The sequence below is a fragment of the Apibacter muscae genome (assembly GCF_007845635.1).
In the GTDB taxonomy this organism is placed as follows: domain Bacteria; phylum Bacteroidota; class Bacteroidia; order Flavobacteriales; family Weeksellaceae; genus Apibacter; species Apibacter muscae.
In genome coordinates this window covers 218,470-230,701 of record NZ_SELG01000031.1, presented here as the reverse complement: position 1 = coordinate 230,701, position 12,232 = coordinate 218,470, and the positions used below count along the sequence as shown (strand labels likewise).

The following is a 12,232-nucleotide window of genomic DNA, read 5'->3' as shown; positions in this document are numbered from 1 at the left end:
CAACCGCCACCCCCGAAAGCCCAACGCCCTATGTTCTTTTTAAAATCCGTTAACCCTTTTTCTTTCAACTGAAAAAACCTTTCAACTGAAAATAAAAAACAGCAGACATTTTTAATATCAAATGGAATAAAAAATTATAAATTTGAGCCAATGAAAAAGTATCTATACTTTATACTTTTAGTCCTATCTATTTGTTTCAACTGGAATAGAGTAGAAGCAAAAAGTATTCACTCGCGCGAGGCAAAAGGTTGCGCAGAGTTAGACTATAATCGTTTCCGTTACTATAATCCTGAAACTGGACAATACATCAGCAAAGATCCCATCGGACTAGAGGGAAATAACCCCAATGCCTATGCCTATGTAGATGATTCTAATACGATGGTTGATACACTGGGGTTAAATGAAAAACTTACAGAAGGGATTGTTTATAAAATGGCTTCAGGGACTCCTGATTCAATGACCCCAAGACCAGGAAAAGATACAACCTCTGGAATTTCATTTTCACTAGATAAGCCAGAAGGTAAATACCAAGCAGTAGATGTAGCTAAACTTAACGGAACAGGTTTAGAAGCAATTAATGATCATGGAAGCCACGTTTCTATTAGACCTGAAAATGATCCAGATTTTAAAAAATTAAATGAATGGGCTAGTACTAGACAAATAGGAGAAATTCATCCTTATACTGAATCATTGATGAATAGTCGAATTATATGTAAATAAAAAAATGGAAGATAATACTATAAATGCTGATGAGTTAGCTTCAAGTATAGAAAATATATTATTAAATAAAGAAGAAGAATTATCCAATAGAGAGGAAATTAATAATATAACGATTAAAAAAGTTTATGCACATTATATTCATGGATATAATGTGTATATGTCGATAGGTATAAAAGAGAAATATTTAAATGAAAAAGATGTTGATTTATTTGACATTATTTTTGATGTAATTGATAAAGAAGAAATTGTATATGTAAATGGTAATTTTATTTTATCAAATGGAGAAAATCTCAATGAATTAATAATTTCAGGTAAAGAAGATATATTATTAAAGATAGATAGCTTTATTAACTCTTGTTTGAAAAAATATGAAAATGTAATAAATGATTACATTGATTATTTATAAATTAATTATTTATTATTCAGATAAACCGAAAAATACCAACCCTAAAGGTTGGTGTTTTTATTTAATTAATTCTTATTTAGTTTGTCCAAGAGTTCCCATTCGCTTTTAGGGATTAACTCTAAGAGTAAGGACAAAAGCAAAAAAAACTCGTCCCTGTTTAAAGAATTGGCAGGATCTAAAATAGCCACTTTCAGAGCTTTAATAAGCGCCTGAATGGTATTAGTAATTAAAAACACAATTACTGCATTAATTCTTTAAAATAAGCAATCATTTTACTGTAATTATCGATAGAAATATGTTCATTCTCATTATGAATGGTTCTTTGTTCAAATTGATTTACCATAATTGGCATGAAACGATAGATATTATTACTTACAATTTGATATTTGTAAGCATCTGTTCCTCCAATAGTAATATAAGGAGAAATAATAGCCCCAGGGTAAATTTTATTTACCGCACTTTCAATTTTTTTAAACCCGTCAGTTTGAGAGGAAGAAATTTTTGAAGGTTCTCTTGAAGAAATTGTTTTAATATTAACTTTATATCCTTTGCAAAGATTTTCAACATGATCCATTACTTGCTTTACCGTATTCCCGGGTAAAATTCTAAAATTAACGGTGATTTCAGCAGTTGTTGAAAGCACATTAGGAGCATCACTACCTTTTGCCATTGTAATGGCTGTAGTAGTTCTAACTAAAGCATTAGATGCAGGTGTTTTGGAAAGAGATTTAATAAGTACCGGTTGTAACAACCATTGGTTTGCAATAGCCATTCTTGATGTAAAGCCCATTTCTCCTCCTACATTCTTCAAAAAATTATTAATAGGTTCAATAATTTCAGCATCCATTTGCGTAGAATTTAAAAGTTCTATAATCTCAGCGGCATAGACTAAAGAACTCTTTTCTGGAGGCATAGAAGAATGACCACCAATTCCCTCTACTTCAATATTTAATGTTAAAAAGCCCTTTTCTCCAACCCCAACTAAAGCCATTGGCTTTCCAATAGATTCTAAGATGGAATGAGGAGCAATTATAAATCCACCTTCATCATATACCGCTTCAAATTCAATATTTTTACTTTTAAAAAATTGTGCAATGTTTACAGCGCCTTGCTTACCACTTACTTCCTCGTCATGTCCAAAAGCAAACCAAAGATCTTGTTCCGGCTCAAATCCTTCCTTTAATAGTTGATCTGCAGCTTCCAAAATAGAAAAAAGCATACCTTTCATATCCAACGTACCTCTACCATATATTCTACCATCGACAACAGCACCAGAAAAGGGGGAATAATCCCAAGAATTTTTATTTTCTTGTATAGGGGCAATCGGTGTGTCCTTGGGTTGAAAAATTATAGGAGAATTTTTAATAGTATCTAGATCATAACCCGTTACAGGCACTACATCATAGTGAGAGAGAAATAAAATAGGTTTTTTGGTAGAATTTTTACCTTTCCAGTGAAAAACCAAACCGTAATTATTTATAGTTGTAGTTTCAAGACTGTTATAAACTCTAGGGTAAGAATCTCTAAGGTACTGTTTAAATTCATCAAAAGGTTTGAAATTTGTTTCTTCATAATCAGTCGTACTTATAGTAGGAATTCTAATTCCGCCGGCTAATCTTTGTAAAGATTCATCCATGATCGAGATAGTTCCACTAGTCTTATCCTTTTCTTGAGATTCAACAATTTTTTTGAAAGGATAAGTATAGGTTTTAATAATTAAAATTAAAAAAAGCACAAGGGCTAAAATAGCAATGCCTAAGAATATTTTGGATAATTTCATAAGTTAAATTCAGTGTTTGAATTTGTTTCAAAATCAAAAATTAGTCCACTTTAAAATATTTAGTACAATTATTGCCCATAAATAAGAATAAATTTAAAAATAGAATGATGAAATTATTTAAAGTATTCTTGATATTTACTTTTGTAGGTATAATCTTAATGTCATTTACAAAACATGAAAAAATGAAATTTAATAATAACGATCCTTATAAAGAATTAGGTAACTTTCCAGTAGCTGGTGAAGGTATGACACGTTATGTGATTTTTTTGAAAAAGAAATCTAACGAAAATGATTTTAAGATAGAATTAATACCTGGTAAGATTATGAATGTAGATTGCAATTTCTACACTTTATTGGGGAATATGGAAGAAAAAAATTTAGACGGTTGGGGGTATAATTACTACCAATACACAAGTTCAGGAGAAGCTATGTCAACCATGATGGCATGTCCAGAACAAACGAAAACGAATAAGTTTGTAGCAGGTAAGTCTATATGGGTAGATTATAACAGTAAATTACCCATAGTTATCTATGTACCTAAAGGTATAGAGGTTAATTATAAAATTTGGAAAGCAGGTAAAGAATCATCTGCAGAAGAAAAATAGAAATTAAAAAAGAGAAAGTGAAATCACTTTCTCTTTTTTAATTTCGTATAATCTCTCTATTTTAGTATTATTCAATTCTATTTCTAAAGAAAAGATTATTTTTATAAAAAAACATATTTTCTAATCTACTTCTAATCTACTTCTTAATTAAAATTAATTTATATCAAAGATCGTATTAATGGGAGAAAAATAATTTTGTAAAAAATTGATCCCGTGTTATGCGCAAGTACAAAATTTTAATACTATTACTACTAATTATTCAAAGAATTTCAGCTCAAGATTCCAGAGTAATTAAGATGACTCCAGAGCAAATAGAAGCCCAATTTCTAGATCAAAATTTGGAGCTTATTGCTGAGAAAATGAATATAGACATTGCTGATGCTTCAATCATTCAAGCAAAGTTGTGGGAAAATCCATCGTTTGAGTTAGGGGATGTTAATTTATGGACAACCAAAGCTCAGAGAAATACAGAAGAATTATCTCCAATAATTGGGAAATCTTTAAGAACACAATTTTCATTAGAACTTAGCCAGTTAATACAAACGGCTAGAAAAAGAGGGAAATTAATTAATAGAGAAAAAGTTTCCAAAGAAATAGCAATTCAAGATTTTGAAGATGTGCTTAGAGGTTTAAAACTTGAATTAAGAACCTCCATTCAAGAAATTATATATCTACAGAATTACCAAAAAATATTACAGCACCAAGAAGATCTTTTAAAAGGTTTGATACAAGCCTACAAGAATCAGGTTCAACAGGGAAATATTGCTAAGAATGAATTGGTAAGATTGCAATCCTCCTTATTGGAAATAAGTAACGAATTGTATGAAGTAAAAACAGAGTTTAACGAACAACAGAAAACACTTAAAACATTATTAAATTTTCAGCCTGAAGTATCAATCGAAATTGAGGAGACAACGGAAAAATTATTAAAAGATCCGCAAAATATACATTTAGAGCAGTTATTGCAAAATGCTTTAGAAAACAGAGCAGATGTAAAAAAAGCAAATTTGCAGATTGATTACTCAGATAAAGATTTAATTTATGAAAAAGCCCAACGAGTGCCAGATATTACTTTTTCAGCCAATTACGACAGAGCTAGTGGAGTGTGGAAAGATTACGTAGGATTTGGATTAAGTTTTGACCTACCACTATTAAACAAAAACCAAGGGAATATAAAAGCTGCTCAATTTGCCAAAAAACAAAGTGAGTTTATGGCTGTACAACAAATGAATCTAGCCCAGCATGAATTGGTAGAAGCATATAATAATTACGAAGAAACTTACAAGCTTTCCAAAGAAATTGAAAAAGAAGATCTAACAAAAGATCTAGATTTTATGATAGATGCTTACACCAGAAATTTAAAAAATAGAAACATAAGCATGGTAGAATATATGGACTTTATGGAAGCATATAAAGAAAATAAACAAACCATGTTAACCATCAATAAAAATATGTTTATACAATTTGAAAATCTACAATACGCAGCAGGCGTTGAACTAAAATAAAATTATGAAAAGAATAACAATCTTATTAGCAACCCTTTATTTACTAGGTGCTTGTAGCAGTAAATTAGAAAATAACGAAACAGTAGAAAAACAAACCATAAACCAAACATTTCTAAATAATTTAAAAACAGTTCGTGCAGAATTAAAACCACAAGAAGAAGATTTAGTACTCACGGGTAAAGTAGAATACAATCCAGACAAAGTAGTGGAATATTCACCCTTGGTCAATGGAGTTATTACACAAACCTACTTTTCTTTGGGAGATAAAGTAAATAAAGGGCAGGTCTTAGCCAACGTAAAAAGTATGGAAATCAATTCCCTACATTCAGAAAAATCATCATTGCAGGCAGAATTGGCAACGGCTCAAAGAGAACTAAAAAGTGCAGAATCTATGCATAAAGATAGCATGTTGTCCGATGCAGAATTGCAAGAAGCACGTTCAAAAGTAATGCAAGCCCAAGCAGAATTAAGTAGAGTAAATTCAGATATGTCCGTAACTGGATCTAACAAATCAGGAGGTTTCTCCATCGTGGCTCCTATATCAGGATATATCGTTACTAAAAATATTGCCCCAGGAACCATGGTAAGCCCGGATTCTGATCCATTATTTACCATAGCAGATTTAAATCAAGTTTGGATTACCGCCAATGTATATGCAAGCAATCTAAAATTTGTAAAAGAAGGGATGCCGGTAGATATGACAACCCTTTCATATCCGGGAGATGTGTTTGTTGGTAAAATTAATCAAATATCTCAAGTATTTGACTCAGAAGAAAGGGTTCTAAAAGCAAGAATAGTAATGGATAACCCTGATTTATTGTTGAAGCCCGAAATGGCTATGATGATAAAACTCAAAAACAATACAGAGAATTTAAAGGTAGCTATACCTATGAAAGCTTTAATTTTTGATGAGAATAAGGACTTTGTTGTAGTAAAACAAGGCGCGGATAAGTTTGTAATTAAAGAAGTAAAATTACAAGGGCACAATGGAGATACAGCTTACATACTTTCAGGACTAAAGGAAGGAGATGAAGTTGTAATTAAAGATCAATTGCTTATCTATTCACAACTAAAAAACAAATAAGAATTTATGCACAAGTTTGTAGAAAAATGTATAGCCTTTTCATTGCGAAATTCCATTCTAGTTTTATTTTTAACCGTACTTTTATTTCTAGGAGGAATTCTTTGTTACTTTAATACCCCTATAGAAGCATATCCGGATGTAACTAATACTCGGGTAAGAATCATAACCCAATGGCCAGGGAGGAGCGCAGAAGAGGTTGAAAAATTCATTACTCTCCCAATCATGAGGGAAATGAATACAATACCTAAAAAGACAGATGTAAGATCTACCTCATTATTTGGATTATCAGTAGTAACGGTTTTATTTGACGATGGAGTGGATGACTTTTTTGCACAGCAATATGCCTCTAATCGAATGCAGGGTATAGATCTGCCTGAAGGAGCAGATGCAAGCATTGAACCACCTTCCGGTGCAACAGGCGAAATTTACCGCTATGTAGTAAAGAGCGACTTACCTATTAAAGAAGTAGCCGCATTAAATGAATGGGTAATTGAAAGAGAATTATTATCAGTGCCAGGGGTTGCAGATATCAATAGCTTTGGAGGAGAAGAAAAGATTTATGAAATTAAAGTAAACCCTATTGAACTTGCCAATTATGGACTATCGCCGTTGGAAGTATATGAAGCAGTTGAAAATAGTAATATAAATGTTGGAGGAGATGTTATTCAAAAAGGGAATCAAGCTTATGTAGTACGAGGAATAGGATTGTTAGATAAGATTGAGGATATAGAAAATATTCTAATTGAAGTTAAAGGTAGCACACCTGTACGAGTAAAACAAGTAGCAGAAGTAAGTGTTTCCGCTAAACCACGTTTAGGACAAGTAGGATTGGATAATGAAGATGATGTAGTACAAGGAATAGTTGTAATGCTGCGAGGAGAAAATCCAGGGGAGGTTATTAAGCATCTTAAAGAAAAAATTACAGAGTTAAATGAAAGAATATTACCTAAAGATGTTAAAATTGAACCATTTATTGATCGAACAACACTAGTAGATTCAACGGTTCACACCGTAATGAAAAACCTTATAGAAGGAGTTATCTTAGTATCTATAGTCGTGTTTATTTTTCTCTTTAATTGGAGGAGCACCCTTATAGTTGCAACGGTAATCCCCTTGTCATTCCTATTTGCAATTATAATGTTAAGAATACAAGGGCTTCCGGCAAACTTAATTTCTATGGGAGCTTTAGATTTTGGACTTTTATTGGAGGGAACCTTAGTAATTGTAGAAATTATATTTGTATCTATGGCTAAAAGGAACGAAGAATTAGGAGATCAACGTTTTCTTAAATTAGCCAAAGGAGGATTGATTAAGAAAAGTGCTGGAGGAGTAGCCTCTCATATCTTTTTTGCTCAAATCATACTAGTAGTTGCATTATTTCCAATATTTTCTTTCCAGAAAGTAGAAGGCAAAATGTTTTCCCCTTTAGCGTTTACTTTAGGTTATGCACTATTAGGGTCTTTAATATTAGCCCTTACATATGTTCCGGTAATGTGTAAAGTATTGTTAAACAAACCCATTAAAGAAAGAACCAACCGAATAAGCAGATTTTTTACAACCAATCTCTATCGCATATACGCATTTGCCTCTCGTTACAGGAAAGGAACGATTCTAAGCTTTTTAGCATTATTAATTTTATGTTTGGTACGTTTTAGTTTTTGGGGAACAGAATTTATTCCAAGTATGAATGAAGGCGCAATTTATATAAGAGCAACTTTGCCCAACAGTATAAATTTAGATGAATCAGTTCGTATTACCAAAGAAATGAAAAAGAAGCTGAGAAAATTTGACGAAGTTAAATTTGTGCTTACCCAAACCGGAAGACCCAATGACGGTACAGATCCTACAGGTTTCTTCAATATTGAATTTCATGCAGAATTAAAACCTGAAAAAGAATGGAAAAGGAAGATTAAAAAAGATGAATTAATCAATCAAATGAAAGATTCCTTAGACATTTACCCAGGAACCATTTTTGGATTTAGTCAACCCATCCAAGACAATGTAGAAGAATATGTTGCAGGAGTAAAAAGCGCCTTGGTGATTAAAATTTATGGAGATGACTTAAAACAGCTGGAGAAGCTAGCAGATCAAACAGCTAGTGCAATTGGTAAAGTTAAAGGAGTAGAGGACGTCAATGTTTTTAGAAGTATAGGTTTGCCAGAATTACAAATCAAATTATCAGAATCTAAAATGGCACGTTATGCAGTCTCCATGGCAGATGCACAAGCTGTAGTTGAAATGGCAATAGGAGGGAAAGCAGCAACTAATTTCTACGAAGGAGAAAGAATATTTGATGTTCGTGTACGTTTTCAAAAAGAATTTAGAGAAAACGAAGACCAAATTGGAGAGATATTAATCCCTACCATGGATCAAAAATATGTTCCACTGAAAGAAATTGCAGATATACAATTTGTCTCAGGACCAACCTTTATTTACAGAGATGGAAGTAGTCGTTATGTAGGAGTAGGATTTAGTGTAAGGGATAGAGATTTAGGCTCAACCATAGCAGAAGCACAGAAAATTGTAGATAAAGAAATAAAATTAGACCATGGAAATAAAATGGTATGGGCAGGAGAATTTGAAAGTCAGCAGAGAGCAACCCATCGCTTAATGATAATTGTTCCATGTGCATTATTGTTAATTTTATTTCTACTTTACATGAACTTTCATACATTAAAAGACACTCTAATTGCTGCTAGTGCAATGCCTTATGCGTTCATTGGAGGATTTATATCTCTATGGGCAACTGGAACAGTTTTTGGTATTTCTGCCGGAATTGGATTCATTATCTTATTTGGAATTACTGCTATAGATAGTATATTGCTTATAGCATTAATGAAAAACACAATGCAGAGAACCCATAATTTAAAACTAGCGATAGACAGTGCTGTAAAAAGTAGAGTTCGCCCTGTGTTAATGATTGCTTTAATGGGTTCTATGGGCTTATTGCCTGCGGCAATGTCCAACGGTATGGGGTCTGAAGTACAAAAGCCATTAGCGATAATGATTGTAGGCGGAATAGTTGTTTGTATGTTATTGTCATTCACAGTATTGCCTCAAGTCTTTTATTTTGCCTATCGGAAAAAAGATAAAAGTAAAAATTAATATATTTACTATACTGTAAAATATAATTGCTGGATTAAAAATATGGAATTGCTATTAGTAGAAGATAATAAAAAGATCAGCCAATTTATGGTTAAAGGTTTAGAAGAATGCGGTTTCGCCGTAACTTTGGCTGAGAATGGAGTGCAAGCAAGAAAACTATTTTTAGAGAAGATATGGAACGTAATTCTTTTAGATATTATGTTGCCGGATCTGGACGGCTTGGAACTTTTGCAGTATTTAAGATACAAAAAAATAGAAAGTCCAGTGTTAGTCATTAGTGCATTGGGCGATCCGGATGACAAAGTTAAAGCATTAGAAAAGGGGGCGGATGATTATTTATCCAAACCCTTTCACTTCAAAGAATTAGTAGCAAGAATTCAAGCCCTCAATCGTCGAGCAAACCTTAACTATCAAGTTCCTACTCACAGCCTCAGTTGTGCAGATTTATATTTAGATCTAGAAGCACATAAAATTACTAGAGGAGATGAGGAAATTATCTTAACCATACAAGAATTTAAGCTCTTAAAATTTCTAATGGAAAATAAAGATAAAGTATTAACACGTACACAAATTTTAAGTGCCGTATGGGGAGCTCATTACGACACCAACACCAATGTAGTGGATGTGTATATATCCTACCTTAGAAATAAAATAGATATTGAAGGTAAGCCCAAACTTATTGAAACCGTAAAAGGAAGAGGTTACAAAATAAATTCAATTCAATGAAAGTACAAACCCGTTTAAGCTTATTAAGTTCGGCACTTTGGGGAATTGTATTTATTGTTGTATCAATACTTATATTTAGTTTATATAAACAAAATATTGAAAAATCAGTTTATCATAATTTAGAAAAAACGGCACAAATTATTGCTTTTTATTTTTTTGAAGAAGACGAAATTTCTTTTAAAGAATACGAAAAAATAAAAAAACAATACGAGAATCTTTCCAATGCTTATTTTCAAGTTTATGACAAGAATAATCATTTAGAATTTGGATTGAAAACCCCTCAAATTCCAGTAGAAATTATAGATGAAATTCGTAACAAAGGTAAATTAACCTTTAATATACCAGGTTTTTTATGTTACGGAGTTTATTATAAAGATAACCAAGGAGATTTTGTAATTATAACCAAAGATAAAAAAGACGAAGTAGTAACCAATTATATTAAACCATTGTGGTGGATATTAACTTCTGCCTTTGTGGTAGGTATGTTGGCAACAATTCTTTTAAATTTATGGATATCCCGACTAGCATATAGACCGATTAGGGAAACCATTAAGCAAGTGAAAAACATGTCTCCCAACTCCTTATCTCTATTAAAAAGCTCAAAAATAAAAGATGAAATTTACGATTTAACCGACACTTTCAATCAGTTGCTACAACGGATTTCCGATACATTTAAAATACAACAAAACTTTGTAAGTTATGTCTCTCACGAATTCAAAACCCCTTTAGCAGCAATACAAGGAAATTTAGAAGTATTTTCCTTAAAAGATAGAACTCCCGAAGAGTATAGAGAGCTTAGTGATCTACTTATTGAAGAAATCAGGCAATTGGAAGAGATTTTAGACATTTTATTAATTGTTTCAGATTTAAGAAAAAACACTGATATCGCTGAAGTTATACATTTAGATGTATTGATTGAGGAAATCATACGTAAGGTCTGTGAAAAATACCCTTCTGCATCCCAGCAAATTAAGTGGAAAAAAATGATAGACGCTGAATTCAAAGATCATTTACAGATTAACATAGACCGCACCCAGTTATTTATGGCCTTGTATAATTTAATTGAAAATGCAGTAAAATTTTCGCAAGAAAATCCAGTGGAAATAGTTTTGTACTGGGACAATGCATTGTATCTCTCTATAAAAGACCATGGTATAGGTATTCCGGAGGAACATATGGGAAATATTATACGTCCTTTTTTTAGGGGTAAAAACGCGCAGAATATTCCTGGTAAAGGAATAGGTTTATCCATTGCATTGCGAATTCTGGAAAAAAATAAAGTGAAGTATCAAATTAACTCTAAAGAAAATGAGGGCACAGAATTTCTTCTAAGATTTACTTAAACATATTTTTGATTACTAAAGATTCTGATGGATGTAATTCATAAAAATTTATAAACATTTAAATATTTATTTAATCTCACTCATTTAATTTCTAAGATTGAACGAATCATCAATCACTAAAAAAATTCAAGAATTCAAAAAAATCGTAGATATAATTAAACGCGTAAAAATAAATTTTTCCTGTTTGTTATATATCCCTGAAAGCTTTTAGAAATTTTTTATTAGAAAGGAACTTATTGTGAGTGTTTTGTATTCAATTAAAATCAATATATTTGCTACACATATAAGAGAATTGAATCTATAAATCAACTATGAATATTAGTGCATTTTTCAGGTTATTTCAACCCAAAGACAAAGTATTTTATTCTTTGTTTGAACAAGTAGCCGATAATTTGGCAGCCATGTCTAAAGATTTGGTCGATGGTCTAAAATCAGAAGAAGCCATTACCGAAGGGTTTTATAAAAAAATGGAAGATTACGAGCATGCTAATGATAAATTAACACACAACATTTATATTGAATTGGGGAAAAACTTTATAACCCCTTTTGATAGAGAAGATATCCATCAATTAACTTCATCTTTAGATGATATTGCAGATTTTATTTATGCATCAACCAAATATATATTGTTATATAAATCTCCGGTCATGCCTTGTTATAGTTCTTTTGCAAGCATTATCAATGATAGTGTTCTTGAATTAAAGAAAGCAATTTATGCTATGAGAGATTTAAAAAAGCCCAAGGAAGTATTCGCGCATTGCGTAGAAATCAATAGAATGGAAAATATGGCAGATGATCTATTCAGTAAGGAAATCAGTGCTTTATTTGAAAGTAATAAAGAAGTTTTAGATATTATTAAAATAAAAAGCATTTTAGAATATTTAGAAGACGTAACTGATAAGTGCGAGAAATCTGCAAATATTATTGAATCCATTTTAGTAAAATACTCATAATTTTT

Annotated in this window: 11 protein-coding genes; 9 read left to right on the top strand and 2 right to left on the bottom strand. The window is 31.7% G+C overall.

All coding sequences use genetic code 11. From position 1 onward, the window contains the following. Positions 1-150 precede the first annotated feature (150 nt). Both ETU08_RS05085 and ETU08_RS05080 read left to right on the top strand, forming a co-directional pair. Entirely contained in the window at positions 151-720 is a 570-nt protein-coding gene (locus ETU08_RS05085; protein WP_146261937.1) for an RHS repeat-associated core domain-containing protein, read from the top strand. Between the two features lie 4 nt (positions 721-724). After that, the gene (locus ETU08_RS05080) at positions 725-1,126 is read left to right on the top strand and encodes a hypothetical protein (protein ID WP_146261936.1); all 402 of its coding nucleotides are present in this window, start codon (positions 725-727) and stop codon (positions 1,124-1,126) included. A gap of 65 nt (positions 1,127-1,191) precedes the next feature. On the opposite strand, the gene ETU08_RS11880 is transcribed toward ETU08_RS05080, so the two are convergent. Both ETU08_RS11880 and ETU08_RS05075 read right to left on the bottom strand, forming a co-directional pair. Then, complete coding sequence (locus ETU08_RS11880; RefSeq protein WP_185145284.1) at positions 1,192-1,362, bottom strand: hypothetical protein; 171 nt, start codon at positions 1,360-1,362, stop codon at positions 1,192-1,194. Between the two features lie 2 nt (positions 1,363-1,364). After that, positions 1,365-2,906, bottom strand: coding sequence for a M20/M25/M40 family metallo-hydrolase (locus tag ETU08_RS05075; protein ID WP_146261935.1), 1,542 nt, complete (start codon positions 2,904-2,906; stop codon positions 1,365-1,367). Positions 2,907-3,010: 104 nt separating this feature from the next. On the opposite strand from ETU08_RS05075, the gene eco reads away from it, so the two are divergent. From eco to ETU08_RS05040, 7 genes are all read left to right on the top strand, one after another. After that, positions 3,011-3,511, top strand: a complete 501-nt coding sequence (gene eco, locus ETU08_RS05070) for a serine protease inhibitor ecotin (protein ID WP_146261934.1) — start codon at positions 3,011-3,013, stop codon at positions 3,509-3,511. A 218-nt stretch (positions 3,512-3,729) separates the two neighbouring features. After that, positions 3,730-5,016, top strand: coding sequence for a TolC family protein (locus tag ETU08_RS05065; RefSeq protein ID WP_146261933.1), 1,287 nt, complete (start codon positions 3,730-3,732; stop codon positions 5,014-5,016). 4 nt (positions 5,017-5,020) lie between these two features. Beyond that, entirely contained in the window at positions 5,021-6,100 is a 1,080-nt protein-coding gene (locus tag ETU08_RS05060; RefSeq protein ID WP_146261932.1) for an efflux RND transporter periplasmic adaptor subunit, read from the top strand. 6 nt (positions 6,101-6,106) lie between these two features. Continuing rightward, a complete protein-coding gene (locus ETU08_RS05055) occupies positions 6,107-9,205 on the top strand; it encodes an efflux RND transporter permease subunit (protein WP_146261931.1) in 3,099 nt (1,032 codons plus the stop codon). A gap of 42 nt (positions 9,206-9,247) precedes the next feature. Beyond that, positions 9,248-9,931 (top strand): response regulator transcription factor, encoded by a 684-nt coding sequence (locus tag ETU08_RS05050; protein WP_146261930.1) that lies wholly within the window; start codon positions 9,248-9,250, stop codon positions 9,929-9,931. Further along, positions 9,928-11,274 carry a sensor histidine kinase gene (locus tag ETU08_RS05045; RefSeq protein WP_146261929.1) on the top strand — a complete coding sequence of 449 codons (1,347 nt, stop codon included), beginning with the start codon at positions 9,928-9,930 and terminating at the stop codon, positions 11,272-11,274. Before ETU08_RS05050 ends, ETU08_RS05045 begins: the two co-directional genes overlap by 4 nt. 311 nt (positions 11,275-11,585) lie before the next feature. Next, entirely contained in the window at positions 11,586-12,227 is a 642-nt protein-coding gene (locus ETU08_RS05040) for a DUF47 domain-containing protein (RefSeq protein ID WP_146261928.1), read from the top strand. Positions 12,228-12,232 lie beyond the last annotated feature (5 nt).

What these genes read in the sequence shown, in the direction of transcription:
- ETU08_RS05085 (WP_146261937.1), top strand. Translation starts at nt 151, where the DNA reads ATGAAAAAGTATCTATACTTTATACTTTTAGTCCTATCTATTTGTTTC.
- ETU08_RS05080 (WP_146261936.1), top strand. Translation starts at nt 725, where the DNA reads ATGGAAGATAATACTATAAATGCTGATGAGTTAGCTTCAAGTATAGAA.
- ETU08_RS05075 (WP_146261935.1), bottom strand. Translation starts at nt 2,906, where the DNA reads ATGAAATTATCCAAAATATTCTTAGGCATTGCTATTTTAGCCCTTGTG.
- eco (WP_146261934.1), top strand. Translation starts at nt 3,011, where the DNA reads ATGATGAAATTATTTAAAGTATTCTTGATATTTACTTTTGTAGGTATA.
- ETU08_RS05065 (WP_146261933.1), top strand. Translation starts at nt 3,730, where the DNA reads ATGCGCAAGTACAAAATTTTAATACTATTACTACTAATTATTCAAAGA.
- ETU08_RS05060 (WP_146261932.1), top strand. Translation starts at nt 5,021, where the DNA reads ATGAAAAGAATAACAATCTTATTAGCAACCCTTTATTTACTAGGTGCT.
- ETU08_RS05055 (WP_146261931.1), top strand. Translation starts at nt 6,107, where the DNA reads ATGCACAAGTTTGTAGAAAAATGTATAGCCTTTTCATTGCGAAATTCC.
- ETU08_RS05050 (WP_146261930.1), top strand. Translation starts at nt 9,248, where the DNA reads ATGGAATTGCTATTAGTAGAAGATAATAAAAAGATCAGCCAATTTATG.
- ETU08_RS05045 (WP_146261929.1), top strand. Translation starts at nt 9,928, where the DNA reads ATGAAAGTACAAACCCGTTTAAGCTTATTAAGTTCGGCACTTTGGGGA.
- ETU08_RS05040 (WP_146261928.1), top strand. Translation starts at nt 11,586, where the DNA reads ATGAATATTAGTGCATTTTTCAGGTTATTTCAACCCAAAGACAAAGTA.